At 68.1% G+C, this 26541-nt stretch carries 25 protein-coding genes and 1 riboswitch; of the genes, 22 read left to right on the forward strand and 3 right to left on the reverse strand.

Annotation, left to right across the window (positions count from 1 at the left end):
- Positions 1-5: 5 nt before the first annotated feature.
- Entirely contained in the window at positions 6-1073 is a 1068-nt protein-coding gene (locus ABIE00_RS23960; RefSeq protein WP_354263092.1) for an ATP-dependent DNA ligase, read from the forward strand.
- A 99-nt stretch (positions 1074-1172) separates the two neighbouring features.
- Here ABIE00_RS23960 and ABIE00_RS23965 read toward each other — a convergent pair whose 3' ends face one another.
- Positions 1173-2492: an MFS transporter gene (locus tag ABIE00_RS23965; protein ID WP_354263093.1), complete on the reverse strand. Its 1320-nt coding sequence runs from the start codon at positions 2490-2492 to the stop codon at positions 1173-1175.
- A 227-nt stretch (positions 2493-2719) separates the two neighbouring features.
- Between ABIE00_RS23965 and ABIE00_RS23970 the strand changes: the two genes are divergently transcribed.
- The 18 genes from ABIE00_RS23970 to ABIE00_RS24055 all read left to right on the forward strand — a co-directional run bounded on the left by ABIE00_RS23970 (position 2720) and on the right by ABIE00_RS24055 (position 21094).
- On the forward strand, positions 2720-3568 hold the full coding sequence (locus ABIE00_RS23970) for an IclR family transcriptional regulator (protein ID WP_502914262.1): 849 nt from the start codon (positions 2720-2722) through the stop codon (positions 3566-3568).
- Between the two features lie 157 nt (positions 3569-3725).
- A complete protein-coding gene (locus tag ABIE00_RS23975) occupies positions 3726-4607 on the forward strand; it encodes a shikimate dehydrogenase (RefSeq protein WP_354263094.1) in 882 nt (293 codons plus the stop codon).
- On the forward strand, positions 4607-6544 hold the full coding sequence (locus ABIE00_RS23980) for a bifunctional sugar phosphate isomerase/epimerase/4-hydroxyphenylpyruvate dioxygenase family protein (protein ID WP_354263095.1): 1938 nt from the start codon (positions 4607-4609) through the stop codon (positions 6542-6544). Before ABIE00_RS23975 ends, ABIE00_RS23980 begins: the two co-directional genes overlap by 1 nt.
- 71 nt (positions 6545-6615) lie before the next feature.
- Entirely contained in the window at positions 6616-7455 is an 840-nt protein-coding gene (gene pcaH / locus ABIE00_RS23985) for a protocatechuate 3,4-dioxygenase subunit beta (protein WP_354263506.1), read from the forward strand.
- The gene (gene pcaG / locus ABIE00_RS23990) at positions 7448-8038 is read left to right on the forward strand and encodes a protocatechuate 3,4-dioxygenase subunit alpha (RefSeq protein ID WP_354263096.1); all 591 of its coding nucleotides are present in this window, start codon (positions 7448-7450) and stop codon (positions 8036-8038) included. The genes pcaH and pcaG overlap by 8 nt, the downstream gene beginning before the upstream one ends.
- 92 nt (positions 8039-8130) lie before the next feature.
- Entirely contained in the window at positions 8131-9585 is a 1455-nt protein-coding gene (locus ABIE00_RS23995) for a lyase family protein (RefSeq protein WP_354263507.1), read from the forward strand.
- Positions 9578-10396 (forward strand): alpha/beta fold hydrolase, encoded by an 819-nt coding sequence (locus ABIE00_RS24000; protein ID WP_354263097.1) that lies wholly within the window; start codon positions 9578-9580, stop codon positions 10394-10396. Before ABIE00_RS23995 ends, ABIE00_RS24000 begins: the two co-directional genes overlap by 8 nt.
- Positions 10393-10890, forward strand: coding sequence for a 4-carboxymuconolactone decarboxylase (gene pcaC / locus ABIE00_RS24005; RefSeq protein ID WP_354263098.1), 498 nt, complete (start codon positions 10393-10395; stop codon positions 10888-10890). The genes ABIE00_RS24000 and pcaC overlap by 4 nt, the downstream gene beginning before the upstream one ends.
- A gap of 78 nt (positions 10891-10968) precedes the next feature.
- On the forward strand, positions 10969-12186 hold the full coding sequence (locus tag ABIE00_RS24010; protein WP_354263099.1) for a thiolase family protein: 1218 nt from the start codon (positions 10969-10971) through the stop codon (positions 12184-12186).
- Between the two features lie 3 nt (positions 12187-12189).
- Complete coding sequence (locus ABIE00_RS24015; RefSeq protein ID WP_354263101.1) at positions 12190-12888, forward strand: 3-oxoacid CoA-transferase subunit A; 699 nt, start codon at positions 12190-12192, stop codon at positions 12886-12888.
- 1 nt (position 12889) lies between these two features.
- Entirely contained in the window at positions 12890-13573 is a 684-nt protein-coding gene (locus tag ABIE00_RS24020; RefSeq protein WP_354263102.1) for a 3-oxoacid CoA-transferase subunit B, read from the forward strand.
- 56 nt (positions 13574-13629) lie between these two features.
- On the forward strand, positions 13630-14466 hold the full coding sequence (locus ABIE00_RS24025; RefSeq protein WP_354263103.1) for an IclR family transcriptional regulator domain-containing protein: 837 nt from the start codon (positions 13630-13632) through the stop codon (positions 14464-14466).
- A gap of 136 nt (positions 14467-14602) precedes the next feature.
- Entirely contained in the window at positions 14603-15874 is a 1272-nt protein-coding gene (locus ABIE00_RS24030) for a Re/Si-specific NAD(P)(+) transhydrogenase subunit alpha (protein WP_354263104.1), read from the forward strand.
- Positions 15874-16224, forward strand: a complete 351-nt coding sequence (locus ABIE00_RS24035; RefSeq protein ID WP_354263105.1) for an NAD(P) transhydrogenase subunit alpha part 2 — start codon at positions 15874-15876, stop codon at positions 16222-16224. The genes ABIE00_RS24030 and ABIE00_RS24035 overlap by 1 nt, the downstream gene beginning before the upstream one ends.
- On the forward strand, positions 16221-17594 hold the full coding sequence (locus tag ABIE00_RS24040; RefSeq protein ID WP_354263106.1) for an NAD(P)(+) transhydrogenase (Re/Si-specific) subunit beta: 1374 nt from the start codon (positions 16221-16223) through the stop codon (positions 17592-17594). The genes ABIE00_RS24035 and ABIE00_RS24040 overlap by 4 nt, the downstream gene beginning before the upstream one ends.
- A 158-nt stretch (positions 17595-17752) precedes the next feature.
- Positions 17753-17912: riboswitch (cyclic di-AMP (ydaO/yuaA leader) on the forward strand.
- 5 nt (positions 17913-17917) lie between these two features.
- The gene (locus ABIE00_RS24045; protein WP_354263107.1) at positions 17918-18889 is read left to right on the forward strand and encodes a LysM peptidoglycan-binding domain-containing protein; all 972 of its coding nucleotides are present in this window, start codon (positions 17918-17920) and stop codon (positions 18887-18889) included.
- A 238-nt stretch (positions 18890-19127) separates the two neighbouring features.
- Complete coding sequence (locus ABIE00_RS24050; protein WP_354263108.1) at positions 19128-19553, forward strand: YybH family protein; 426 nt, start codon at positions 19128-19130, stop codon at positions 19551-19553.
- The gene (locus ABIE00_RS24055) at positions 19550-21094 is read left to right on the forward strand and encodes a purine-cytosine permease family protein (protein ID WP_354263109.1); all 1545 of its coding nucleotides are present in this window, start codon (positions 19550-19552) and stop codon (positions 21092-21094) included. Before ABIE00_RS24050 ends, ABIE00_RS24055 begins: the two co-directional genes overlap by 4 nt.
- 20 nt (positions 21095-21114) lie before the next feature.
- On the opposite strand, the gene ABIE00_RS24060 is transcribed toward ABIE00_RS24055, so the two are convergent.
- On the reverse strand, positions 21115-22020 hold the full coding sequence (locus ABIE00_RS24060) for a LysR family transcriptional regulator ArgP (RefSeq protein ID WP_354263110.1): 906 nt from the start codon (positions 22018-22020) through the stop codon (positions 21115-21117).
- A 69-nt stretch (positions 22021-22089) separates the two neighbouring features.
- On the opposite strand from ABIE00_RS24060, the gene ABIE00_RS24065 reads away from it, so the two are divergent.
- Positions 22090-22695, forward strand: a complete 606-nt coding sequence (locus tag ABIE00_RS24065) for a LysE/ArgO family amino acid transporter (protein ID WP_354263111.1) — start codon at positions 22090-22092, stop codon at positions 22693-22695.
- Between the two features lie 50 nt (positions 22696-22745).
- Here the strand turns inward: ABIE00_RS24065 and pdxR are convergent, their stop codons facing one another.
- Positions 22746-24155, reverse strand: coding sequence for a MocR-like pyridoxine biosynthesis transcription factor PdxR (pdxR, locus tag ABIE00_RS24070; protein WP_354263509.1), 1410 nt, complete (start codon positions 24153-24155; stop codon positions 22746-22748).
- 101 nt (positions 24156-24256) lie between these two features.
- Here pdxR and ABIE00_RS24075 point away from each other — a divergent pair, with 101 nt between their 5' ends.
- Both ABIE00_RS24075 and ABIE00_RS24080 read left to right on the forward strand, forming a co-directional pair.
- Positions 24257-25180, forward strand: coding sequence for a dihydrodipicolinate synthase family protein (locus tag ABIE00_RS24075; protein WP_354263112.1), 924 nt, complete (start codon positions 24257-24259; stop codon positions 25178-25180).
- Positions 25181-25191: 11 nt separating this feature from the next.
- The gene (locus ABIE00_RS24080; protein WP_354263113.1) at positions 25192-26490 is read left to right on the forward strand and encodes an MFS transporter; all 1299 of its coding nucleotides are present in this window, start codon (positions 25192-25194) and stop codon (positions 26488-26490) included.
- Positions 26491-26541 lie beyond the last annotated feature (51 nt).

The raw sequence follows: 26541 nt of genomic DNA on the forward strand, positions 1-26541 counted from the left end.
GGCCTATGCAGCTGCCGGTCATGCCCCCTGTCGCCCCCATGCTGGCCAAATCGGTCGGGGCCATCCCCGAAGGACGCCTGAGTTACGAGCCGAAGTGGGACGGATTCCGTTCCATCATCTTCCGCGACGGCGACGAGGTGGAGATCGGCAGCCGCAACGAGAAGCCGATGACGCGCTACTTCCCCGAGCTCGTGGAGGCGCTGAAGGCCAACCTGCCGCCCAAATGCGTGATCGACGGCGAGATCGTCCTGGTGGGCGCGTCCGGGGACCGGCTGGACTTCGACGCCCTGCAGCAGCGGATCCACCCCGCGGCCAGCAGGGTCAAGATGCTCTCCGAACAGACGCCGGCCAAATTCGTGGCTTTCGACCTGCTGGCCCTCGGCGACGAGGACTTCAGCGGCCGCCCCTTCGCGGAGCGGCGCGCGGCCTTGGAGCAGGCCTTCGCCTCGGCCAGCGCGCCGGTCCACCTGACCGCCGCCACGCAGGACCCGGAGCTGGCCGGAAAGTGGTTCCACCAGTTTGAGGGCGCCGGCCTCGACGGGATTATTGCCAAGCCGCTGGACGGGTCCTACCAGCCGGACAAGCGCGTGATGTTCAAGATCAAGCACGAAAGGACCGCCGACTGCGTCCTGGCCGGCTACCGCGTCCACAAGAGCGGCCCCGACACGATCGGCTCGCTGCTGCTGGGCCTGTACAAACCCGACGGCGAACTCGCCAGCGTGGGGGTCGTCGGCGCGTTCCCGATGAAGCGGCGCAAGGAGCTTTTCGAGGAACTCCAGCCCCTGGTCACCAGCTTCGACGAGCACCCGTGGGCCTGGGCCAAGCAGGAGGAGGGCAACCGCACACCCCGCAACGCGGAGGGCAGCCGGTGGAGCGCGGGCAAGGACCTGTCCTTCACGCCGCTGCGGCCTGAACGGGTGCTGGAAGTGAAATACGACCACATGGAGGGCGAACGGTTCCGCCACACCGCCCAGTTCGTGCGCTGGCGGCAGGACCGCGACCCGGAGTCCTGCACCTTCGAACAGCTCGATGAGCCGGTGAAGTTCGACCTCGCCGAAGTCCTCGCCACCTGAGCGCCTGCTCTCAATGCCCCACCTATTAATGCCCGACGGCGGTCCGCCCTTTCCGGAAAAGGGGCGGACCGCCGTCGTCGTTTGGTTTGCTCGAGGGGGCTACTTGAGGCCGAGCTCCCTGGTGGGAATCTTGAAGGTCTCCTTGGCCGTGAGGGCCGAGACGGCGGCGATGACGCAGATGACCGCGGTGAAGATGCTGATCTGCACCCAGCCGCCGGGCTTGATGCCGCCCATGGCCGCGACGATGGCCGGGGCGAAGCCGGCCATGAGGAAGCCAAGCTGCGTGCCGATGGCCAGGCCGGAGAACCGGACCTTGGTGCTGAACATCTCGGCGTAGAAGGAAGGCCAGACGGCGTTCGCGGCGGCGTAGCCGCAGGAGAAGAAGGCGATGGCGGCCAGGAACATCAGCGGCACGTTGCCGGACTCGAGGCTCAGCAGGAACAGCGGGGCCAGGGCCGCGCTGGAGAGGGCGCCGTAGATGTAGACCGGCTTGCGGCCGATCCGGTCGGCCAGCTTGCCGAAGAGCGGCTGGGTGCCCAGGGCCACGAGGTTGGCGCCCACCACGAGCCAGAGGGTGATGGTCCCGTCCACGCCGGCAACTGTCTTGGCGTAGCTGATGGCAAGGGTGCCGAATACGGTGGAGACGGCGGCGATGAAAGCGCAGCAGATGACGCGGAGGACGTCGCGCCAGTGGGCCTTGAGGAGATCGGCCACGGGCAGCTTGGCGATCTGGGCCGACTTCTGGGCGGCTTCGAAGGCCGGCGGCTCGTGCAGGGAACGGCGGATGAAGAACGCGATCATGACAACCACGGCGCTGAGCCAGAACGGGATCCGCCAGCCGATGCCGTATTTGACCTCGTCCGGCAGGGCGAGGACCGGAATGAAGACGAGCGCAGCCAGGATCTGGCCGCCCTGCGTGCCGGTAAGGGTCCACGAGGTGAAGAAGGAGCGCTGGTTGTCCGGAGCGTGCTCCAGGGTCATGGAGGATGCGCCGGCCTGTTCACCGGCAGCCGAGAGTCCCTGGCAGAGGCGGGCCAGGACCAGCAGTGCCGGCGCCCACCAACCCACGGTGTTGAAGTCGGGCAGGCAGCCGATCAGGAAGGTGGAGGCACCCATGAGGACGAGCGTGAACATCAGGACCTTGCGCCGGCCCACCCGGTCACCGAAGTGGCCCAGGATGACGGCGCCGACGGGCCGGGCGATGTAGGCAAAACCGAACGTCGCGAAGGACATGATGGCGGCATTGGCGTCCGCGTCCGGGAAAAACACGTGCGGGAAGATCAGGGCGGCTGCCGAGCCGAAGATGAAGAAGTCGTAGTACTCGACGGCGCTGCCGAGGAAGCTGGCAAGGGCTGCCTTCTTCGGTGTCCCGGCCGGGGCAACAGTGCCCGGCGCGGCGGACGGGATGGTCTGGCTCATGGTGTTCCTTCAGGGGGACGACGTTGTCGCGGGATGTATCAGTGATCGCGGCCGCGTGTCCTGGTTGGGCAAGGGGCGGCAGGAGGTCCTTGGGAAGACCCGAACTTAGTAGCCACATGGTGAGAGCTACTTGTGCGATACAGCAATGATGGCTGTGAGGGCAGTCACCTGTCAAGAAGCCTGCTCACGATCTAGAAATAGCTCTCACATTGTGGCAACATCGAGGTATGAGTGTGAAGGAAGCCACAGGCGAAGACGCCTCCCCGGAAACCCCCGTTGAAGCAGGCGGCCCCGATAAGGCCGCAAAATCCGCCAAGGGGGAATCCCGCACCGACATGGTGGGCAAGGCTCTGGGCCTGCTGGTTCTGCTGGGGGATGAGCCCCGCGGTGCCAGCGCGGCGGAGATCTCGCGTCGCGCGGACCTTCCCTTCAGCACCACCTACCGGCTCCTCGGCTCGCTCACCCGCGACGGGTTTGTGGACTACGAGCCGGACGGCCGGCGCTACCACCTGGGCCTGCGCATCTTCCAGCTGGGCCAGGCGGTCTCCAACCACCACGGCTTCGCCGGTACTGCACTGCCGATCCTGCGCCGGGTCACCGAGCAGACGAGTGAGGCCACCATCCTGTCCGTCCGTGACGGTTTCCACCACCTCACCGTGAACAAGGTGGACGGGCCGCAGACCTTCCGCGTGACCAGCGACCCCGGCTTTCTCGGTGCGCTCCACACCACCTCCGTCGGTAAGGCACTCGTGGCGTTCGCCGAGGATGAGGACCGGGAAAAGCTCCTTGAGGAGCTTCCGCTGGAGCCGCTGACCGCCCTGTCCATCACCGACCGGGACGCCTTCCGCGCTGAGATCGAGAAGGTCCGGCGGCAGGGGTACGCGGTCATGGATGAGGAAAACGAGCTCGGCATGCGGGCCATAGCCGTGCCGGTCTTCAACTCCCAAGGCACCGCCTTTGCCTCGCTGGCCACCGCCGCTCCGGTGTTCCGCATCAGCCTGGAGGCGATGGAGGCGCTGGTTCCGCTCCTGCAAGCGGCCGCCGTCGAGCTTTCGGCCCGGCTTCCCCAACGCTGAACCGCTCCCGAAGGACCGGCAAAACTACTTTGTTCGTATCTAGAACATGAGTGCAGGATATGAACTTTTCCTGTACCGTTATCCATATCACCCGGCCAGCACGGGGCGCAGCAGGCGCCCGAACCGGCCGAGTGCCGTTGTCAAAGGAGCCGCACGCATGAGCAATCGAACCGAGTCCTACCTCATAGGACTTGTCGGGGATGGCGTCATGCCGTCGCTCTCGCCCTACATGCACGAACGCGAAGGCGACGTCCAGGGCGTCCGCTACCTGTACCGGCCCATCGACCTGCACGAGCTCGATCTGCCGGCCACCTCCGTCGGCGACCTGCTGCAAAGCGCCTACCGGATGGGCTTCAACGGTCTGAACATCACGCACCCGTGCAAGCAGCTGGTCCTCGAGCACCTCGACGAGATCGCCCCCGACGCCGAACGCCTCGGCGCCGTCAACACCGTGGTCATCCAGGACGGCCGGTTCATCGGCCACAACACAGACTTCTCCGGCTTTGCCGCCGCCCTCGCCTCCGGCCTCCCCGACGCCCGGCTGGACCGTGTAGTGCAGCTGGGAGCGGGCGGCGCCGGATCCGCCGTCGCCTACGCCCTGCTCACCGCCGGCGTGCGGACGCTGGAGCTCGTGGACATGGATCCGGCGCGCTGCGCCGAACGTGCCGCCGAGCTGGCCGGCTTCTTTCCGGACCGCACCGTCACCGCCCGCACGACGGTGGAGCTGCCGCAGCTGATGCCCGCCGCCGACGGCCTGGTGCACTGCACCCCCGTAGGCATGGCCGCCCACCCCGGCACCCCGCTGGACATGGCCCTCGTCGAGCCAAGGCACTGGGTGGCGGACATCGTCTACCGGCCCATCGAAACGGAGCTGGTCCGCGAGTCGCGGGCCAGGGGCTGCCAGGTGCTCGACGGCGGACGCATGGCCGTGGGCCAGGCCGCCGACGCCTTCCGCATCTTCACCGGACTCGAGCCTGACGCCGAACGGATGCGCGCCCACTTCCTCGAGCTCATCGCGGCCGAAGAGGTGGCCGTCTGATGCGGACCGGAATCGCCACCGTCTGCCTCTCCGGCACACTGAAGGAAAAGATGCAGGCCTGCGCCATCGCGGGCTTCGACGGCATCGAGATCTTCGAGCAGGACCTGGTCACCTCCTCGCTCAGCCCTGAGGACGTCCGCAAGATGGCCGCAGACCTGGGCCTCACGCTGGACCTCTACCAGCCGTTCCGCGACTTCGACAGCGTGACCGAGGACCTGCTCGCGGCCAACCTCCGCCGGGCCGAGGCCAAGTTCCGGCTCATGTCCCGGCTGGGGATGGACACCATCCTGGTCTGCACCAACGTCGCCACCGCCACCGTCGATGACGACGACCTCCGCGCCGCGCAGCTCGCCGCCCTGGCGGACCTCGCCGGCGGGCACGGCGTCAAGGTCGCCTACGAGGCCCTCGCCTGGGGCAAGTACGTCAACGACTACGAGCACGCCCACCGCCTCGTGGAAATGGTGGACCACCCCAACCTCGGCACCTGCCTGGACTCCTTCCACATCCTCTCCCGGGACTGGGACACCGCGCCCATCGAGAACATCAATGCGGACAAGATCTTCTTCGTGCAGGTCGCCGACGCCCCCAAGCTCTCCATGGACGTGCTCTCCTGGAGCCGGCACTACCGCGTCTTCCCGGGCGAGGGCCAGTTCGAGCTCGCCAAGTTCATGGGCCACGTGGTCCGCGCCGGCTACACCGGGCCGGTGTCGCTGGAGGTCTTCAACGACGTCTTCCGCCAGTCCGACGTCGAACGCACCGCCGTGGACGCGATGCGCTCGCTGATCTGGCTGGAGGAGCAGAGCGCCAAGTGGCTGGACACGAACGCGCCGGCCGCCAACGGAGGCACTGTTGCTGGTGGTCCTCCGGCCCCTGCCCGGCGTCGTTATGCCATGGAACTGGCCACCCTTCCCCAGGTGGCGGAACCCGCCGGCTTCAACTTCGCCGAGGTCAAGGCCGCGGACACCGGGGTACTGGAAAAGGTGCTCGGTCAGCTCGGCTTCGAGTTCAAGGGCCGCCACCGCACCAAGGACGTCCAGCTCTGGACCATGGGCCACGCCCGGGTGATCATCAACGAGCAGGCCCCCGAAGCGGCCGAGCCGGCCATCGCCGCCCTGGGGTTCGACGTCGATTCCCCGGTGATTGCCTCGGCCCGCGCCCAGCAGCTCAAAGCCCCCGTGGTTCCCCGCAAGAGCCAGGCCAACGAGGAAGTGTTCCAGGGCTTCGCGGCCCCCGACTCCACCGAGATCTTCCTCTGCCAGGGCAACCCGGACGGGACGGCCGCCTGGACCGCTGAATTTGGGCAGGGGCGTGAGTTCGGTGAGGGGCTCGAGGTGCCCTCCGGCGCCCGGACCGCGGTGATCGACCATGTGAACCTGGCCCAGCCGTGGCAGCACTTCGACGAGGCTGTCCTTTTCTACACGAGCGCCCTGGCGCTGGAGCCGCAGCCGTATGCAGAGGTCGCGAGCCCCAGCGGCCTGGTCCGGTCACAGGTCATGCAGACCTCGGACCGGGACGTGCGCCTGGTGCTGAACCTGGCCCCGGTCGTCCAGCAGGACGGCGCGGGCTCCGGAACCGCCCCGCGGAAGACCTACCAGGAGCACATCGCCTTCGCGGTGGACGACCTGGTGGCCACCGCCCGCGCGGCCCGGGACCGGGGACTGGCCTTCCTGCAGATCCCGGAGAACTACTACGAGGACCTGGACGCCCGCTTCGACCTCGACCCCGGCTTCCTGGCCACGCTCCGGGACCTCAACCTGCTGTACGACCGCGACGCCGACGGCGAGTTCCTGCACTTCTATACGGCCACGGTGGGCAGCGTGTTCTTCGAAATGGTGGAACGCCGCGGCAACTATGACGGCTACGGTGCTCCCAATGCGCCGGTGCGCCACGCCGTCCAGTACGACCACCTGCATGACCTGACCCAAACCACCCCCTGATTCCAACCACAGATTGAAAGGAGGCTGCTGTGCCTGAAGACGTGAATCTCGCAACGTACAACGCCGACGCGCTGACCGAGGACCTGTCGGACGCGGTACCCGCAACCCCGGCAGCGAAGCCCCGCGTGGAAACCCAGCAGGATCTCACCGCGGAGATCAAGGCCCTCGGAGACGCCTATGCCAGAGCCCTGAAGGACGGTGCGGCGCCGGAAACCCAGCCGCGCCTGGACTTCCCGCCCTACCGCAGCAGCCTCCTGCGCCACCCCACCAAGAGCCTGCACCACGCGGACCCGGAAACCATCGAGCTGTACTCCCCGGCGTTCGGCCACCAGGACGTCCACGAGCTGGAATCGGACCTAACCATCCAGCACAACGGCGAACCGCTGGGTGAGCGGATCATTGTCCAGGGCAAGGTGCTCGACGGCGACGGCCGGCCGGTTGCCGGCCAGCTCGTGGAGATCTGGCAGGCCAACTCCTCCGGCCGCTACATCCACAAGCGCGACCAGCACCCGGCGCCGCTGGACCCCAACTTCACCGGCGTGGGCCGCTGCATCACCGGTCCGGACGGCTCCTACCGCTTCGTCACCATCAAGCCCGGCGCCTACCCGTGGAAGAACCACCTCAACGCCTGGCGTCCCGCGCACATCCACTTCTCGCTGTTCGGCACCGAGTTCACGCAGCGCATCGTCACCCAGATGTACTTCCCGGGAGACCAGCTCTTCCCGCTGGACCCGATCTACCAGTCGATCGTGGACCAGGATGCGCGCGACCGCCTCGTGGCCACTTACGACCACAGCCTGACCCAGCCGGAATGGGCACTGGGCTACAACTGGGACATCGTCCTGACGGGTTCTAAGCGGACCTGGACCGAGAACGAGGCGCTGGGCGCGGAAGGCGACGATCATGAGTAACTCCACCAAGCTTGTTCCCACCCCGGGCCAGACGGTGGGCCCGTTCTACGGCTACGCCCTGCCCTACAACAAGGACCGCGAGCTGCTGGCCCCCGGATCCCCGGGCTCCATCCGCCTCCAGGGCACCGTCTACGACGGCGCCGGGCACCCGATTCCGGACGCCATCCTCGAAATCTGGCAGCCGGATGCCGAGGGCAACATCGTGCACCGGACCGGTTCGCTGGTCCGCGACGGCTACACGTTCACCGGCTTCGGCCGCAGCGCCGTCGGCAACACCGGCGTCTACACCTTCACCACGGTGAACCCCGGGCCCACCGAACCCGGAGCCGCTGCCTTCATCTCCGTCGCGGTCTTTGCCCGCGGCCTGATGAACCGCCTCTTCACCCGCATTTACCTGCCGGAGAACGAGGAGGCGCTGGCGAATGACCCGCTGCTGTCCTCGCTGGACCCCGAACGCCGCAAGACGCTGATCGCACGCCGCGACGCCGATGGCGGGCTCACCTGGGACATCCGCCTGCAGGGCGAGGACGAAACCGTCTTCCTCGACTTCGAGGGAACCGGAACCGGGGGCGCCGCAAAGTGACCGGCTTCCAGGCAGCGGGCGCCGGCGGGCTTCACAGCGTCGAGGGGCTTCACAGTGCCGCCGCGCTCGGCGACGCCGGACTGCTCAGCCCTGTGTCGGCGTCGCCGCTCGTGGCGGCCCTGACCGGTGACCGGGCCGTCCTCGCGGCGATTCTCGCCGTCGAGGCCGGCTGGGCCGCCGTGCTGGAGCACCATGACCTCGCTCCCGCCGGGTCCGCTGCCGTGGTGGCCCACGCCGCCGACGCCTCCCGGTACGATCTTGCCGATATCGCCAGGCGCGCCCAGGGCGGCGGAAACCCGGTGATCCCGCTGCTGGCGGACCTCCGGGCCCAGGTTAAGGCGCTGGACACTGCCAGCGCCGGTGCGGGTGCCGCCAAGGCAGTGCACACCTCGCTGACCAGCCAGGACGTTTTGGACACGGCGCTGATGCTGATGGCGCGCAACACCGTCGCGGCGCTGCTCGCCGACGTGAAAGGCGCGACGGCTGCGCTCGCCCGGCTGGCGGGACAGCATGCGGACACGCTGTGTGTCGGCAGGAGCCTGACCCAGCACTCGCTGCCGTTCACGTTCGGGCTTCGGGCGGCGCAGTGGTTCTCCGGCCTGGCTGCTGCGGCACGCCGGCTTGAGTCGCTGGAGCTGCCGGTGCAGTTCGGCGGCGCGGCGGGTACGCTCGCCGCGGGCACTGTGCTCACCTCCAAGGCAGGGCTGACGTCCGGTTCTGCCACGGACCCCTTTGCACTCTCCGACGCGCTGGCCGCCCAGCTGGGCCTCGCCACCGCACCCGCGCCGTGGCACACCAACCGGCTCGCCGTGACGTCGCTCGGCGACGCGGTCGCCTCCGTGGTGGATGCCCTCGGCAAGATCGCTGCGGATGTCCTGTTCCTGAGCCGTCCCGAGGTGGCCGAAGTCGCCGAACCGCGCGCCCCTGGACGCGGAGTTTCCTCGGCGATGCCGCAGAAGCAGAACCCTGTGCTGTCTGTGCTGGTCCGCAGCGCCGCCCTGCAGGTGCCCGGCCTCGCTGCGCAGCTGCACCTTGCCGCGGCCACCTTCAACGACGAGCGTCCCGACGGTGCGTGGCACACCGAGTGGCCGGCCCTGCGCCAGCTGCTCGCCCTGGCTCTCGGCGCCGCCGGCCACGTGCGGGAACTCGCGGAAGGGCTGCAGGTCTTCCCCGACGGCATGCGGCGGAACCTGGACCTGTCCGGCCCGCTGCTGCTCAGCGAAGGCGTCTCCGCTGCGGTGGCACCGCTTCTTCCCGCTGACGGACAGGGCACCCCCGAAGCCGGCCTGGACGGGAAGCAGCAGCTGCAGGCCGTTGTCGACAAGACGCTGCAGGCCCCGCCGGCCGAACAGGCCGCCACCTACCGCCGGCTGCTGCGCGAGGCCGTCCCCGCGGACAGGCTCTCCGACGCCCAGCTGGAGGAGCTGCTCGACCCCGCCAGCTACCTCGGACAGGCAGCAGAGATCTCGCGGCGGATCCTGGCGGCTTTCCCGGATTTTGCGCCCACTTCAACCGAACCAGACGGAAACGGAGATTCCCGTGGCTAAACCAGCAGTGAAGGCAGTGCTGCTTTCCCCCCAGCGCGCTCTGGGGGACAAACCGCTCCTGATCGTCGGGCCGTCGCTCGGCACGTCCTCGGTGCTGTGGACCCAGGCCGGCTCCCTCCTGGGCAACGATTACGACGTCGTCGCCTGGGACCTGCCCGGCCACGGAGTCTCACCCGCCGCCAGCGAAACGTTCAGCGTTGCAGACCTGGCGGACGCCGTCGTCGAACTTGTCGACTCGATCGCCCCCGGCGAGAAGTTCCACTACGCCGGAGTGTCCCTTGGCGGGGCTACCGGCCTGCAGCTGGGCATCAAGCACGGTGACCGGCTTAAGAGCCTCTCCGTGCAGTGCTCCGGTGCCAAGATCGGCACCCCCGAGGGCTGGCTGGAACGCGCCGAGACCGTGCGCAGCCAGGGCACCCCGGTGATGATCCAGGGCTCGGCCGAACGCTGGTTTGCGCCCGGGTTCATGGACCGCGAACCCGATGTCAGCAGCCGGCTCCTGCATTCCCTGCGTGACTCGGAGCGTTTCAGCTATGCCTTCTGCTGCGAGGCCCTGGCCGGCTTCGACGTGCGCGAGCAGCTCGGCAGCATCAGCGTCCCGACGCAGGCCGTGGCCGGCGCGCACGACGCTGTTGCGCCGCCGTCGTTCGCCGAAGAGGTGGCTGCCGGGATCACCGCCGGCGGCGGCACCGCGTCAGCAGTCACGCTCGAGGGCGTGGCGCACCTGGCGCCCGCCGAGGCGCCGGCCCACGTGGCCGAGCTGATGCGGAGCCTCATTTCCTGGGCCGAAACCCGAGGAGGAAGGAAATGAGCGGCGCCGAAGCTACTGGTACCGAAACGGCCGGAGCCCGGCGCAACGGCGTGGTTCAGCCGGATGCCACCAGCCAGGAGATTTACGACGGCGGCATGGTGGTTCGTCGCGAAGTGCTCGGCGATGCGCATGTGGACCGGGCCAACGCCAAGAAGGACGCCTTCACCGAGGACTTCCAGGACATGATCACCCGCATCGCGTGGGGCGGGATCTGGACCCGTCCGGGCCTGCCGCGCCAGATGCGCTCCGCCGTCACCATCACCGCCATGGTGGCGCACGGGCACTGGGAAGAACTGGCCATGCACATCCGCGCGGCCATCACCAACGGACTAAGCAGGGACGAGATCAAGGAGATCCTGCTGCAGACCGCCATCTACTGCGGAGTTCCCTCCGCCAACACCGCCTTCAAGACCGCCCAGCAGGTGTTCCATGAAATGGACAACGCAGCATTGGACAGCGCCGGGCCCGGCAACACCCCCACCCCACCCAACTAGCTCGCACTAGTTGTCGTTTTGACCCCTCAAAACGACATCAACTGCCAGCCAGTTGGGCCCAGACAATTCGAGGAATTCATGAATCAGGCTTTTGTTTACGATGCCGTACGCACGCCGTTCGGTAAGTTCGGCTCCGGTCTCGCTGGGGTCCGTCCCGATGATCTTGCCGCGCATGTGATTGGTGAGTCCGTTCGCCGGGCGCCGCGGTTGGATGTTGAGCGGATTGATGAGGTGGTGTTCGGCAACGCCAACGGCGCGGGCGAGGAGAACCGCAACATTGCCCGGATGGGCACGCTGCTGGCCGGGCTGCCGGTCTCGATCCCGGGGACGACGGTGAACAGGCTCTGCGGTTCGTCGCTGGACGCGGCGATCATCGCGTCCCGGCAGATCAACGCCGGCGACGCCGACCTGGTCCTGGTGGGCGGGGCGGAGTCGATGTCGCGGGCCCCGTGGGTGCTGCCCAAGACGGAGAAGCCGTACCCGGCCGGGGACATGACGCTGGCGTCCACCACGCTGGGCTGGCGCCTGGTGAACAAGGCGATGCCCAAGGAGTGGACCATCTCCCTGGGTGAGGCCACCGAGCGTTTGCGTGAAAAGTACGGGGTGACCCGGGAAGCGCAGGACGAGTTCGCCGCGGCTTCGCACAACCTCTCCGCGGCGGCGTGGGACGAGGGGTTCTACGACAACCTGGTGGCCCCGGTTCCGGGCACGGACCTGGTCCGTGATGAGGGCATCCGCCCGGGGTCGTCGGCGGAGAAGCTGGCCGGGCTGAAGACGGTGTTCCGGCCTGAAGCTGCTGGCGTTGAGGGCGGCACAGTCACCGCCGGGAACGCCTCGCCGCTGTCCGACGGCGCGTCCGCGGCGTGGATCGGGTCCGAGACCGCTTCCTCGATCCTGGGCCTGGAACCTTTGGCCCGCATCGCCGGGCGCGGTGCGCACGGCAACGACCCGCAGTTCTTCGGGTTCGCCCCGGTGGAGGCGGCGAACAAGGCCCTGGAGAAGGCGGGCATCGGCTGGGACCAGGTGGGCGCCGTCGAACTTAACGAAGCGTTCGCCGCGCAGTCCCTGGCGTGCATCAACGCCTGGGGCATCGACCCAGCAATCGTGAACCGCCACGGCGGCGCGATCGCGATGGGCCACCCGCTGGGTGCGTCCGGCACCCGGATCCTGGGCACCCTCGCCCGGTCCCTGCAGGCCTCCGGGCAGCGCTGGGGTGTCGCAGCGATCTGCATCGGCGTCGGCCAGGGCCTGGCCGTCGTGCTCGAAAACGTGGCTGCTACTAATGGAAAGGCGTAGGCGATGCTGAATTTCGTTGACACGGCCGGGGCGGCCGTCTCGGCCGTGAGGGACGGTTCCACCGTGATGATCGGCGGGTTCGGCAACGCCGGCCAGCCGTTCGAACTGATCGACGCGCTGCTGGAGTCCGGGGCCACGGACCTGACCGTGGTGAACAACAACGCCGGCCAGGGCGACCAGGGCCTGGCGCTGCTGATCAAGGAAGGCCGGGTGAAGAAGATGATCTGCTCCTTCCCTCGGCAGTCCGACTCCTGGCACTTCGACGCCAAGTACAAGGCCGGGCAGATCGAACTGGAGCTGGTGCCGCAGGGCAACCTGGCCGAGCGGATCCGCGCGGCCGGGGCCGGGATCGGCGGGTTCTTCACCCCCACCGGGTACGGCACCATGCTGGCCGAGGGCAAGGAAACCCGCATCATCGACGGCCGCGGCCAGGTGTTCGAAACACCGATCCACGCCGACGTGGCGCTGATCAAGGCGCTGAAGGCCGACCGTGTCGGGAACCTGGTCTACCGCAAGACGGCCCGGAACTTCGGTCCGATCATGGCCGCCGCCGCGAAATACACGATCGTGCAGGTCTCCGAGATCGTGCCCACCGGTGCGCTGGACCCGGAGAACGTCGTGACCCCCGGCATTTACGTCAACAGCATCGTCCGTATTGAGTCCAGCGGTGCCGCCGCCGGCACCGCAGAACAGGTGGCCTGAGATGAGCCTTGTCGAAACGTCCATCCAGACGTCCGAAACCCCGCTGGGCCGGGACGACCTCGCCCGCCTCGTGGCCCGCGACATCGCCCCCGGTTCCTTCGTGAACCTGGGCATCGGCCAGCCCACCCTGGTCTCGAACTACCTCGTGCCCGAGCAGAACATCACGCTCCACACCGAGAACGGCATGCTCGGCATGGGCCCGGTCGCCGATGGGGACCAGATCGATGAGGACCTCATCAACGCCGGCAAGATCCCCGTCACCGAACTCCCCGGGGCGTCCTACTTCCACCACGCCGACTCGTTCGCGATCATGCGCGGCGGGCACCTGGACATCTGCGTCCTGGGCGCGTTCCAGGTCTCCGCGACCGGTGACCTCGCCAACTGGCACACCGGGGCTCCCGACGCGATCCCGGCCGTGGGCGGCGCGATGGACCTGGCCACCGGTGCCAAGGACGTGTTCGTGATGATGACACTCCTGACCCGCGAAGGCGCCTCCAAGATCGTGGAATCCTGCACCTACCCGCTCACCGGCGTCGGCTGCGTCACCCGCGTCTACACCGACAAGGCCGTGTTCCTCACCGGGCCCGACGGTGTGAAGGTCCGCGAAACCTTCGGCTGCACCCTCGAAGAACTCCAGGCCCTGGTCCCCGTCCCCCTCACAGCAGCCCCCGCCGTCGAGCAGTAACCCGCGCTTCGGGCGGGTCCGGAAGTGTCCGTTCGCGCCGATTAGGATTGGTAACCATGACCGACGCAGCAGCAGGGACCACGCCCCGGGCGGGCCGCCCGCGGAAGGAAGGGACGCCGGCGGCGAGCGACCAGTACGTGCAGTCCCTGGCGCGTGGCCTCGCGGTCATCCGCGCGTTCGACACCGAGCATGCCGACATGACGCTCACCGAGGTCGCCGCCCGCACGGACCTTACGCGTGCCACGGCCCGGCGGTTCCTGCACACCCTGGTGGAGCTGGGCTACGTCAGGACCGACGGCAAGACCTTCGCGCTCACAGCCCAGGTCCTGCAGCTCGGCTACGCCTACCTTTCCGGGCTATCCCTGCCGCAGCTGGCCCAGCCGCACCTTGAAGAGCTGTCGCTGAAACTGGGGGAGTCGACGTCGGCGGCGGTGCTGGACGGGACCGACATCGCCTACATCGCCAGGGTAACCACCCGCCGGATTATGACGATCGGCATCACCGTGGGCACCAGGTTCCCCGCCTATGCGACGTCGATGGGGAGGGTCCTGCTCGCCGGGCTCCCCCCGGAACAGCTGAAGGAATACCTGGCGGCGGCTGAGATCAAACCGCTCACCCCGCGCGCGGTCGGCACGGTGAAAGAGCTGTTGGCCGTCCTCGACAAAGTCCGGGCCCAAGGCTGGTGCCTGCTGGACCAGGAGCTCGAACTGGGGCTGATGTCCGTGGCCGCGCCGGTTTACCACGGCCGCAAAGTCGTGGCAGCCGTCAACGTATCTCTGCAGGCACAGTCGGTGGCCGCGAAGCCGGACCCCCAGGCTTACCTCGAGTCTGTGCGGAAGGAAATCGTCGCCACGGCAGAGCGCATTTCGTCAGACTTCTCCAGCGGGCGGTAGCACCCTCCCGCCACGCGCCCGTGGGCCATAGACTCTAGCCAACTACGTGCAGCAGCGCCGCTCCGTCCGTCCGGGCCCCAAGGCCCGGAAATTCCAGGGAGCAGGGGCCGCTGCACCCGTTGGAAGGACGTGGCGGGTGAAGCTGGGCATAGCGCGGGAGCGCCGGGAAGGCGAACGGCGGGTCGCTGCGACGCCGGAAACCGTAAAGCAGCTGGCGGAACTGGGCCTGGAGGTGCTGGTCGAATCCCGGGCGGGTGTCTCCGCCGGGCATGCCGACGACGAATACCGCCAGGCAGGTGCCCAGATCGTCCCCGACCTCGATCCCGCCGGGCTGGATATCCTGGTGCACGTCCGTCCGCTGGAACTTCCGACGGCGACAGCCCTGAGGCGAGGTGCCGTTACCGTGGGGCTGGCCTCGCCGTCGTCCGAACTCGCCACCGTGAGGGCGCTCGCCGAAGGCGGGGTCACGTCCTTCGCGCTGGAGCTCGTGCCGCGCATCTCCCGGGCCCAGTCCATGGACGCCCTCTCCTCGCAGGCCCTCGTGGCCGGCTACCGCTGCGTCCTCGAAGCCGCCATCCGCCTGCCCCGCTTTTTCCCGCTGTACATGACGGCCGCCGGGACCGTCCCGCCGGCGCGGGTGCTGGTTCTCGGCGTCGGCGTGGCCGGGCTGCAGGCGATCGGAACGGCGAAGCGGCTCGGCGCCCGCGTCTCTGCCAATGACATCCGGCCGTCCTCGGCGGAAGAAGTCACGTCCATGGGCGGCACCTTCATCAAACTGGACCTGGAGACGGCCGAGGCAGCCGGCGGGTACGCCCGCGAACTCAGCGCCGACCGCGGCGCCCTGCAGCGCCAGCTGCTGGCGCCGCATGTCGCCGACGCCGACGTATTGATCACCACCGCGGCCGTCCCCGGCAGGCACGCACCGCTCCTCGTGACCCGTGAAATGGTGCAGGGCATGCGCCCGGGATCGGTCGTCGTCGACCTCGCCGCGGAGTCAGGCGGCAACGTCGAGGGGTCCGTCCCCGGCCGGGACATCCACGTCCCCACCGCCGACGGCAAGGGGACCGTCGCCGTCGTCGGCCTCAAGGACGCGCCGTCCGCCATGCCCACGGACGCCTCCCGGCTCTACGCAAAGAACGTTGCGAACCTGCTGGCCCTGATGACCAGGGACGGGACGGTACTCCCGGACTTCGACGACGACGTGATAGCGGGTGCCTGCCTGACACACGACGGCGTGGTGCGGCATCCGCCGACGGCCGAGGCTCTCGCCGCACTCGCCGGCGGGCACGCGCCGGGAGATGCATCAGCCGACGCGCCAGGGGACATGGCCGACGGGACAGGCAGCGAACTCGCAGACGAGATGGCGGAAGACCCAGTGACGGCGTCGGAAAACGAAGGGGTGGTCTGATGGACGGCATCAGCCTGCTGACCATCACCGTGCTTGCGGTGTTTGTCGGCTTCGAAGTGGTGTCCAAGGTTTCCAGCACACTGCATACGCCCCTGATGTCCGGCGCCAACGCGATCCACGGGATCATCCTGGTGGGCGCCATCATCGTCGCCGGCCAGGCCACGCACCCCTGGGTCCTCGCGGTGGCGCTGCTCGCCGTCGTTCTTGCCACGGCGAACCTGGTGGGCGGCTTCGTGGTGACCGACCGCATGCTTGAGATGTTCCGCGGCCGCAAACCGGATAAACCAGATAAACCGGCTCGGAATGCGACCCAGAGTGAAACCAAGGAGAACACGGAGGCCACGCGGTGACCCTCCTCGACCCCAACGTCACTGCCCTGCTCTACCTCGCGGCCGCTGTCTTCTTCATCCTGGCCCTGAAGGGCCTGAACTCGCCGCGTACGGCCCGCCGCGGCAACCTGATCGGCGCCTTCGGTGCGCTGGTCGCCGTCGTGACCGTCTTTTTCTCGACCCGGCTGGACAACGTCCCCCTGATCCTGGGTGCCATCGTCGTCGGTTCCGGTGTGGCCGCCCCCGTGGCCAGGCGCGTCAAGATGACCCAGATGCCGCAGCTCGTCGCCCTCTTCAACGGTGTGGGCGGCGGCGCCGCCGCGCTCGTGGCGCTGCTGGAACTGCCGCATGCCGAGGACGCCTGGGTGCGCGTCGCAGTCGTCTTCACCCTGCTGGTGGGCGCGGTCTCCTTCGCCGGCTCAGCCGTGACGTTCGCGAAGCTGCAGGAGCTCATGACCACCCGCCCCGTGGTGTTCCCCGGGCTGCCGGTGCTCATGGGGGCGGTGCTGCTCGCCGCGGTTGGTGCCGCAGTCGCCGTCGTGACGGGAGGGTCGCTCGTCCTGGCGTTGCTGCTCCTGCTGCTGGGCCTGGTGGCAGGCGTGCTGCTGGTGCTGCCGGTGGGCGGCGCCGATGTGCCGATCGTCATCTCGCTGCTCAACGCGTTCACCGGCCTGGCCGTTGCCGCGTCCGGTCTGGTGCTGGGAAACGTGCTCCTGGTGGTGGCCGGTACGCTGGTGGGCGCGTCGGGCACCATCCTCACCCGGGCGATGGCCGCGGCCATGGGCCGCAGCGTAGCCGGCATCCTGTTCGGCGCCTTCCGGGGAGGTTCGACGGCGGGATCCACCGCGGTGAGCGACCGTCCGGTCCGCTCGTCGAGCGCGGAGGACGTGGCGGTGCTGCTGGGCTATGCTCAGCGCGTCATCATCGTTCCCGGCTACGGGCTGGCCGTAGCCCAGGGTCAGCACACCGCGGCAGAGCTGGCACTGGCCCTGGAATCCCGGGGAATCCGCGTGGACTTCGCCATCCATCCCGTGGCGGGCCGCATGCCCGGGCACATGAACGTGCTCCTCGCCGAGGCCAATGTGCCCTACGAATCACTCAAGGAAATGGGCGAGATCAACTCCGAATTCCGCACCGCCGACGTCGCGCTGGTGGTGGGCGCGAACGATGTGGTGAACCCCGCCGCGAAGACCACCGCGGGCTCGCCGATCTACGGGATGCCGATCCTCGAGGTGGCGGATGCGCGCCAGGTGGTGTTCCTCAAGCGCTCCATGCGGCCGGGGTTCGCCGGGATCGAGAACGACCTGATGTTCGAGCCGCAGACCACGCTGCTGTTTGGCGACGCCAAGGAATCCCTGACAAAGGTGCTGAGTGCGGTGAAGGCCCTGTAGGGTGTTGGCAGCTGCACCCATGCCAAGCTCTTCCATGTTCCCGCCGTTACCCAAATGTGACTTTTGGTGCGGATGTGCGATAGCCTCGGCCGGTGCCCTGGTTCCGCTCAGGGCATTCCCGGGCAGAATGCCGAGCCCTGCCGCTGACCGGGATCCGTTCGCTATGACAGCTGGCAGGGACGGGGGAACCACGTTAGTACCGGCCTTGCGCATCAAGGCCTAGGGGTTAAGTCCAGACGCACCGCCTAAGCAGCGGGCAGGACCGGGTGACTCCCACCCGAACCCGACAGCTAACCCCGCAGGCATGGGAGAGGCACATCACCATGTCACGTAAGTCCACGCCCGCGCGCCATCGCGCCACCCCAACCACGTCCGTCGCCCTGCAGGGCCTGCAATTTTCCCTCAGGTCCAATGCCGCCTCAGTCGCCAAGCCGGCGGCCGCCGCCGCCGTCGCTTCCGGTCTCCTCTTCGGAGCCGGGGCACCCGCCCACGCAGGCGCCTACGCGCCCGAGACTCCGGCGGGCGGTGCAGCCCAGTCCGCCACGGCCCCGGCCGCTGCCGCCGTGCAGTCAGTCGCCGGCCAGGCGCTCGCCGCTCCGGCCCAGGCCGCGCCGGCAGTCCCTGCCCCGGCAGACGCCGGATCTGCTGTGGCCGGAGCATCGCACACAGTAGTGCCCGGCGATACCCTCGGGGCCATCGCGGCACGCCACGGCGTCAACCTCGATGCGCTGCTCGCAGAGAACGGCCTGTCACTGGCGTCGATTATTTATCCCGGCAACCAGATCCTCATCCCGGGGCCGGGCGCAGCTGCAGCCCCCGCGGTACCTGCCGCTCCGGCAGCTCCCGCAGTACCCGAAGTTCCGGCCGCACCTGCCGTTCCGGCCGCACCGGCAGCCCCGGCCGTCCCCGAGCCCGCCGGCATGGGAATCTACAACGCCTCCGCGTCGATAACCCCGGCAGCATCGACCGCCCCCGCCGCCAGCGGCGTGGGCGGAGCCATTGTGGCCTCGGCCCGGGCACAGCTCGGTGCGACCCAGGACTGCACCGTCCTGGTGGAACAGGCCCTGCGGTCCGTCGGCAAGTCCGTCGGCGACCTTGCGCCCGCGCAGTTCTACCAGTACGGCACTCCGGTTTCGGCACCGCAGCCCGGCGACCTGATGATCAGCGGCGGACACGTCGGTGTCTACATCGGCGGAGGGCAGGCCATCAGCAGCGGCATGAACGGTGTCAACGAAACCATCGTGCACCCGGCCTGGTGGCTCACCGGCTCAACTTACGTGCGGGTGAACGCCTAAGCGGCGCGTGGACGCCTAACAGGCGAAACGGTTCATACAGCAGCGGCGGGTGCATCGGCACCCGCCGCTGCGGCGTTTATTTGCCAGCCGATCGCCGAGGAGCACGCAACAAAAGTCACCCTCAAGCAACAAATGTTGACCAGAGGATACCTAGTCGGGTTAACTGGCAGCCTGACCGGATGTGAGCTGGAACACGTCGCGGCTGAAACTTTGCAAGCAACGCCGAGAGTGAGTTCCCGTGGACCTGATCACCACCGCCATGACCACCGCCGAGGTTGAGGCAGCAGCGAAGAGGCTGATGACCGCCTTCGCGGCCACCGATACAGACGGCTACTTCGACTGTTTCGCGCCTGATGCGACTTTCATCTTCCATTCTGAACCGAACCGCCTCAGCTCGCGCGGGGAATACCGCGACCTGTGGCAGAACTGGGTGGAGGACGGCTGGCGGGTTGCAGGATGCGCCAGCTCCAACGCGCACATTCGGATCGCCGGCGACAGTGCCGTGTTCAGCCACGATGTCGAAACCGTCATCGACGTTGCCGGCACCAAAGAGACCCTCCACGAGAGGGAGACCATCATTTTCACGAGGGCGAAGTCAGGCAGCGTGCTCGCCGTTCACGAGCATCTTTCTCCGGCGCCTGCCAGCCAGAAGGCAATCTCATGACCAATGATTCCAAAGCCCCTGCAGTGACCGAAGTCGAAAAGCACGGCATCGAACCGATTCCCGCCGCCGACAGGACGGCGAAACCGCTTGACCTCTTCCGGCTGGTGTTTGGCGGTGCAAACACGTTCGCCACGGTGGTCCTGGGATCCTTTCCCATTCTCTTTGGGCTGTCCTTCAAGGACGCACTGCTGGCCACGGTCCTGGGCGTCGTCGTCGGCGGCCTGATACTTTGCCCGATGGCTGTCTTCGGCCCGACCAATGGGATGAACAATGCCGTCTCGTCCTCCGGGCACCTGGGCGTGCACGGCCGTGTCGTGGGGTCCTTCCTGTCACTCCTGACGGCGTTCGCATTCTTCTCCATCTCCGTGTGGAGCTCAGGGGACGCGCTGGTAGGCGGTGCGAGCCGCCTGGTGGGTCTGCCCCAAAATGCCGTGACGCTAAGCCTCGCCTATGGCGTCTTCGCTGTCCTGATCCTGACCGTGTGCATCTACGGGTTCCGTTTCATGCTCTGGGTCAACAAGATCGCAGTGGTCGCCGCGTCCCTGCTCTTCCTGCTTGGCATCTTTGCATTCGCGGGTTCGTTCGACGCTTCCTACGCCGGAACGTTCGGACAGGCGGCGGATGCTGCCACCAATGCGCTGTTCTGGCCGTCCTTCATAGGATCGGCACTGATCGTCATGTCCAACCCGATCTCCTTCGGCGCCTTCCTGGGCGACTGGTCCCGATACATCCCGGCTGAAACGCCAAAGCGAAAGGTCATGGCTGCCGCTTTTCTCGCCCAGGTAGCCACTCTGGTGCCGTTTGGCTTCGGGCTGGTCACCGCGACCATCATTGCCTCGGAGGCGCCGTCGTTCTTTGAAAACTCTGATTACGTGGGCCTCCTGGCCGTTTCCCCTGCCTGGTATTTCCTGCCGGTATGCCTCATTGCCCTGGTGGGCGGAATGTCCACCGGCACCACCGCGCTCTACGGAACGGGCCTCGACTTCTCCAGCGTCTTTCCCAGGTTCTCCCGCGTCCAGGCCACCCTGTTCATCGGGTCCATCGCGATCGTCTTCATCTTTGTGGGCCGCTTCGCCTTCAACATTGTGCAGAGCATCTCCACCTTCGCGGTGCTCATCATCACCTGTACTGCTCCGTGGATGATCATGATGATGATCGGGTACGTGACGCGGCGGGGATGGTACGACGCCGACTCCCTCCAGGTCTTTAACCGCCGCCAGGTGGGCGGCCGGTACTGGTTCAACCGCGGGTGGAACTGGCGCGCCATGGGCGTCTGGATCTTCTCTGCGGTCATGGGAATCATGTTCGTGAACGTTCCGAACCAGTTCGTCGGTGCTCTCGGCAATCTCGCCGCTGGAGTGGACCTGAGTATCCCCGTTTCGATCGGCCTGGCGGCAGTTCTCTACCCCGCGGTGCTGTGGCTCTTCCCAGAACCGGCGGACGCGTTCGGCCCGGCCGGACCAAGGTTCGTCAGGGCGGCCGCCCCGAAGAACATCCCCATTGTGGACGAAAAGAAGGATCTGGAACCCGTGTTGTCCTGACCCACCCCGCCGCACCGAAATTACTTTCGGTGCGGCGGCAGCGTTTGGGCGGCGCGGACGACGGCGTCCGTCACCTCCGCGAGGCCCGGCGAGTCAAGCGTCCACACCTGCCAGTAGAGCCGCAGGTCCTCGCTCCACGCCGGGTCGAGTTCCACGAGGGAGTTCTCCGGGTCCTGCTGGTCCGGCACCATGCCCCAGCCCAGGCCGGCGTGGACCGACTCGACGTACTGGACTGAATCGGGGATGAAATGCTGCGGCGGAGTGGCGTCCGGTGCCGCGCGTGCAAGGACGGCCAGCTGGTGCGTGTCCTTCCGGTCGTACTGCATGACGGGGGCCGCGGCGAGGGCCTCCGGGGTGGCCCCGTCGGGGAACCAGCGCGCCACAAACTCGCGCGACGCCTTGGCCCGGTACACCATGGTGCCCAGCGGCCGGATGGTGCATCCCTGTACCGGCCGGGGATCCGCGGTGATCGCGCCGACGGCGTCGCCGGAGCGCAGCAGGTCGGCCGTGGCGTGCTCGTCGTCCCGCAGCAGCTCAAGGGCCACGCGGCCGCCGAGCGCAATCTCCCGGTAGGCCGGCGGAAGCCACGTCGCGATCGAATCCGCGTTGGCCACGATGGGAACCCGCAGCCGCTCGGGACTGCGCCGCGCGCCGTCCTCTCCGTTTTCGGGCTCCGGCCCGCGCAGGGCAATGACCGCCTCGTCGGCGAGGAGCAGGAGCTGCCGCGCGGAACGGAGGAGCTGCTCGCCCGCCGGCGTCGGCCGAACCGGCTTGAGACGCCGCACCAGAACGCTGCCCACGGAGCGCTCGAGTGCCTTGATCCGCTGGCTCACGGCTGAGGGTGTGAGCCGGAGTTCCCCCGCTGCCGCGTCGAAGGTCTCGTGGTCGACGACGGCGGCTAGTGCCCTGAGCTGATCCAGTTCCATGAAGATATTCTAATGGAACTACAGAAAAAGTGAATTGCTTTTCAGGTTTACCGGCCGTACCTTCGAAGAATGCTTCCCTTTCTGACCGGGCTCGGAGCCGGCCTCAGCCTCATCGTCGCCATCGGAGCCCAGAACGCATTTGTCCTGCGGCAGGGCCTCAAGCGCGAGGCTGTTCTTCCCGTTGTCCTGGTCTGCCTTGCCAGTGATGCCGTTCTGATCCTGGCCGGCGTCGCGGGGATCGGTGCACTCATCCAGGGCGCCCCGGTGCTCCTGGCCGTTGTGCGGTGGTTCGGCGTCGCGTTCCTTCTGGCGTACGGGATTTTCGCCGCCCGGCGTGCCTTGCGGCCCGGAGCGCTCAAGGCGGCAGACTCCCCTGGCAGGGGAACCGTCTGGTCTGCCGTGCTCACCGCCGCCGCCATCACGTGGCTCAACCCCCACGTTTACCTCGACACGCTGGTGCTGCTGGGCTCGCTGGCCAATACGCATGGTGATTCGGGCAAATGGCTCTTCGGGGCGGGGGCCGCAGCCGGAAGCGCCCTCTGGTTTCCCCTCATCGGCTACGGGGCACGCGGGCTCAGCGGCTTTTTCGCGCGGCCGGCGTCGTGGCGGATCCTCGACGGCGGGGTTGCTCTGCTCATGCTCACCCTGGCCGCCGTCCTCGCGACCGGATCCTGAGGCCTGCAACCCGGCACCGGAGCGGCGCCGGGTGCTCCTGAGCCGCGTTGCTAGAAGGCGCCGCGGGTCATTCCGTCGAGTAGCCCGGTGATAATGTCCAGCGCGCGGGCAAGCTCCAGATCGGTCGGGGCGCCGTACCCAATGACCAGGCCGTTCTCCGGAGTCCGTTCTGCAAAGTAGCTTGCCAGGGTCACCACCCGAACTCCCAGCGCGAGTGCTTCCTCCGCCAGGCGCCCGGCAGGAACATTCGGCCGAAGCCGGATCACGGCGTGCAGGCCGCCGTCCAGGGCCGCCAACTGGACGTCGTCCCGTCCTCCAAGCCGGTCAAGCAACAGTTCACGGCGATGGGCGTACTGGCGCCGTGCCCGGGCGATGTGCCGTGCGAGGCCGCCGCCCGCGATGTAGTTGGCCAAGGCAGACTGCATGACTCCGGGGACCGGTGTGCCGAGGTCAAGCCGGGCGTCCTTAAGTCGCTGCCCGGAGGTTCCGCGAACCACCAGGTAGCCGCAGCGCAGCCACCGGCTCAGTGATTTTGAGAAGGTGCCCACCAGGACGACTTCGGCGGAGGAAGGCAGTGAGGCAAGGGCGGGCAAGGGCATCCTCCGGTGCCGGAACTCGCTGTCGTAGTCGTCCTCGAGGATGATCACACCGTTGGCTTCGGCCCACGCCAGCAGAGCCAGCCTTTCCTTCACCGGCATCCGACCGCCCAGGGGGTACTGATGGCTGGGCGTCACGAGGATGGCGTCGGGACGGAAGGCAGCGGCTGCAAGCTGTGCCGCTTCCGGACCGTCGTCGGCAACCGGAAGGGTTTGCACCGTGGCTCCCGCCGCGGAAAGCACCCGCCTGGCCGTGGGATAGCCGGGGTCCTCCATCAGCACGAGGGGCGGGGCCGCTTGGCCGCGGAGTGCTGCAACGATCAGCAGCAGGGCGTCACTGGTGCCAGCGGTGATGACGACGTCATCAGCGCTCACCGTCAGTCCGCGGGATGCGGCAAGGTGCTCGGCCACGGCGGCACGAAGGGCCGGAGTGCCCAAAGCGGCCGGAAGCTCGACCTCCACCGGCTCGGCAATGGCCTTGCGCCAGGCGGCCCGCCAGTCGCGGTCACGGAACGGGGCGCCGGATGGCCGTCCCGGCGTGAGGTCGATCGTTGCGGTTTGCTCCATGCCGGATGCGGCCTGGATGCCTTCGGACGCCGTGCCCCGGCCGTCGGAGCGCACCGCCACGCGGGTGCCGCCCGAGCCCTGGCTTTCCAAATAACCTTCACCCGCAAGCTGCTCATAGGCCCGGACCACCACTCCGCGGGAGACTCCCAGTTCGGCGGCAAGGCGCCGCGATGCCGGGAGCGTGTGCTCCGGCCTCAGGATCCCGTCCAGGATGGCAGCCCGCAGCCGGCCGACCAGCTGGGCGGAAAGCGGAACGCGGCTCCGGTGGTCAAGGACCAGCGGCAGTTCGGCTTCGATCTTGGTCCTCCTGAATTGTGGATTCTTGGATCTATGCTAGGACCAATCCGGCTGTGAGCATGAAGGGAGAAACCAAACTGGACTGAGAGAGGACACCGTTCGTGTTTAACGGCCTTTGTGCATTTCCCCTGACTCCGCTCGCCGGGGACAACGTCGACGAAGCCGCACTGGGCCGGCTGGTCGGGCGGTGCGCCGATGCCGGCGCCGACTCAATCGGAGTTCTAGGCTCGACCGGCGTCTACACCTACCTGCTGCGCGGGGAACGCCGCAGGGTGGTGGCGGCCGCCGTCGAAGCTGCGCAGGGAATCCCCGTCGTGGCAGGTGTCGGTGCGATGCGCACCCGTGACGTGCTGGCGTGCGTGGAAGATGCCCAGGCGGCGGGTGCTTCGGGCGTGCTGCTGGCGCCGGTGTCGTACCAGCGGCTGACCGAGGAAGAGGTCTACGGGCTCTACCGCGAGGCCTCGTCTGCAGCCGGTCTGCCGATTGCCGTCTATGACAACCCGGCCACCACGGGGTTCACCTTCACCGATGAACTCCATGGCCGCATCGCCGAACTTCCGGGCATCACGTCGATCAAGTTCCCCCCGCCTGCACCGGGCCAGGCCGCCGAACGCATCGCCGGGCTCCGGGCGGCAGTTCCCGGAAGTGTTTCCCTGGGCATCAGCGGCGACTGGGCCGCGGCGGAGGCACTGACCGCAGGGTGCGACGTTTGGTATTCGGTCATCGCCGGTCTTTTTCCTAAGACCGCGAGGGTGATCGTTGACCTCGCCCAGGCCAGCCAGGCCAGCCAGACCGGCCCAGCCGGCCAGGCCGGGAAGGGCGACCTTGCGCTGGAAGCCTCTGCAGCGCTGGAGTCCGTGTGGGCGCTCTTCCGCACGTACGGGAGCCTGCGGGTCGCCGCCACGATGGCCGAATTGCTTGGTTTCGTGGAGGCACCGTGCCTGCCCCGTCCGCTGAAAAGCCTGGCCGGTGAGGACCGCGCCAGGGTGGAGGAAGCCCTGCGGCTCAGCGGCCTGGGCGCCTGAGCAGGTGCAGCATGGGTAGCCCGGACCGCGGCACGGCGCGGCAAGAAACGCGGGCGCAGCAACAGGCACGGGCAGAGCAGGAAGTACCGCGAAAACCGGCACCGGCCCGGCCCGGCGGCGGACTGGCCCGGTATGTGGCGGCGGCCACGCTTGCGCGCACCGCTGACGGCGGAGCCGTTGTGGCGATCGTCCTCATGGTCACCACCAGCGGGGCGCCGGGCTGGCTTGCCGGGTTGCTTGGCGCCTGCATCACCGCACCGCACCTGCTGGGGCCGCTGGTGGCGCGGAGCCTGGATTCCTGCCGCGACGGCCGCGTCCTGATCGCATGGGCGTGCATCGTCCATGGCGCCACCCTTGCCGCCGCAGTGCTGCTCTATCCGGTGACGTGGCCGGCGCTGACGGGCGTTCTGCTGGTGGCCTCGGGACTGGTTGGGCCCTTGTTAACCGGCGGCATCAGCAGCCGTCTTCCCGCGATCGCCGGGCCGGACCGGGTCAGCCAGCGCCGGGCGCAGGGCTGGGATGTGGCCACCTACGGAATCGGCGGGACGATCGGCCCGAGCGTCGTGGCCGCCGTCTCCGCCTGGGCCGGTCCCACCGTAGCCGCGCTCATCCTGGCGGCAGGCACTTTCGTTGCCGCCGCAGTCGTTCGCTTGCTGCCCTACGTTCCGCCGGCAGCAGTGGCAGCCGAGGTTCCGCGGCCGGCCCAGACCCTGCGGCTCATGACAGTCACAGGCCGCCTTCGGAGGATGCTGTATCTGACCGTCACGGTTGCGTTCTCCGTTGCCGCGCTTCCTATCGCGGCCGTCGCCTCCACTGCGATGTTCCACGTACAGCCTGCCGCCGCCGGCGTTCTGACGGCCGCGTACGGGCTGGGCGGCCTGGCCGGATCGGCCGGCGTGATGTGCCGTCCGCTGCGGGGCGACGCGGACCGGCCTGGTCACCCGCCTCGCGGGACTGGTCGCCGCGGCGCTCGCCGTCGCCGCGTTATCCGGGTCCTTTGCGCCTGCCGTCGCAGCATACGCGGCCGCCGGGGTCATGAACTCGTGCTTCTTCGCGGCGACCCTCGCCGCCCGCAGCGAGTTTGCCCCGCCGCAGGTCCGCGGGCAGGTGTTTGTTTGGGTCGGCGCCCTCAAGATCGCCGCCGGGTCCGCCGGCACGGCCGCGGCCGGTGTCGTGATCACAGGGGAGCCGCAGTTTCCCCTGTTCCTTGCCGCCGCACTTATCCTGGCCGTTGCCGGGGCATCGGCCCTGGACCGCCGCAGCACGGCCGGGCTCCAGACGGAATGAGGGGCTGCGCGTCGAACAACTGAGGTTCGTCCCCATATCCCGGGAACGCGGTTACGATTTGAGTTCCGGGGCTT

This window comes from Arthrobacter sp. OAP107, from assembly GCF_040546765.1.
In the GTDB taxonomy this organism is placed as follows: domain Bacteria; phylum Actinomycetota; class Actinomycetes; order Actinomycetales; family Micrococcaceae; genus Arthrobacter.

What these genes read in the sequence shown, in the direction of transcription:
- ABIE00_RS24035 (WP_354263105.1), top strand. Translation starts at nt 15,874, where the DNA reads ATGGACGGCATCAGCCTGCTGACCATCACCGTGCTTGCGGTGTTTGTC.
- ABIE00_RS23980 (WP_354263095.1), top strand. Translation starts at nt 4,607, where the DNA reads ATGCGGACCGGAATCGCCACCGTCTGCCTCTCCGGCACACTGAAGGAA.
- ABIE00_RS24015 (WP_354263101.1), top strand. Translation starts at nt 12,190, where the DNA reads ATGCTGAATTTCGTTGACACGGCCGGGGCGGCCGTCTCGGCCGTGAGG.
- ABIE00_RS23975 (WP_354263094.1), top strand. Translation starts at nt 3,726, where the DNA reads ATGAGCAATCGAACCGAGTCCTACCTCATAGGACTTGTCGGGGATGGC.
- ABIE00_RS23970 (WP_502914262.1), top strand. Translation starts at nt 2,720, where the DNA reads ATGAGTGTGAAGGAAGCCACAGGCGAAGACGCCTCCCCGGAAACCCCC.
- pcaG (WP_354263096.1), top strand. Translation starts at nt 7,448, where the DNA reads ATGAGTAACTCCACCAAGCTTGTTCCCACCCCGGGCCAGACGGTGGGC.
- ABIE00_RS24010 (WP_354263099.1), top strand. Translation starts at nt 10,969, where the DNA reads ATGAATCAGGCTTTTGTTTACGATGCCGTACGCACGCCGTTCGGTAAG.
- ABIE00_RS24065 (WP_354263111.1), top strand. Translation starts at nt 22,090, where the DNA reads ATGCTTCCCTTTCTGACCGGGCTCGGAGCCGGCCTCAGCCTCATCGTC.
- ABIE00_RS24055 (WP_354263109.1), top strand. Translation starts at nt 19,550, where the DNA reads ATGACCAATGATTCCAAAGCCCCTGCAGTGACCGAAGTCGAAAAGCAC.
- ABIE00_RS24020 (WP_354263102.1), top strand. Translation starts at nt 12,890, where the DNA reads ATGAGCCTTGTCGAAACGTCCATCCAGACGTCCGAAACCCCGCTGGGC.
- ABIE00_RS24080 (WP_354263113.1), top strand. Translation starts at nt 25,192, where the DNA reads ATGGGTAGCCCGGACCGCGGCACGGCGCGGCAAGAAACGCGGGCGCAG.
- ABIE00_RS24025 (WP_354263103.1), top strand. Translation starts at nt 13,630, where the DNA reads ATGACCGACGCAGCAGCAGGGACCACGCCCCGGGCGGGCCGCCCGCGG.
- ABIE00_RS24060 (WP_354263110.1), bottom strand. Translation starts at nt 22,020, where the DNA reads ATGGAACTGGATCAGCTCAGGGCACTAGCCGCCGTCGTCGACCACGAG.
- ABIE00_RS23965 (WP_354263093.1), bottom strand. Translation starts at nt 2,492, where the DNA reads ATGAGCCAGACCATCCCGTCCGCCGCGCCGGGCACTGTTGCCCCGGCC.
- ABIE00_RS23960 (WP_354263092.1), top strand. Translation starts at nt 6, where the DNA reads ATGCAGCTGCCGGTCATGCCCCCTGTCGCCCCCATGCTGGCCAAATCG.
- pcaC (WP_354263098.1), top strand. Translation starts at nt 10,393, where the DNA reads ATGAGCGGCGCCGAAGCTACTGGTACCGAAACGGCCGGAGCCCGGCGC.
- ABIE00_RS24045 (WP_354263107.1), top strand. Translation starts at nt 17,918, where the DNA reads ATGTCACGTAAGTCCACGCCCGCGCGCCATCGCGCCACCCCAACCACG.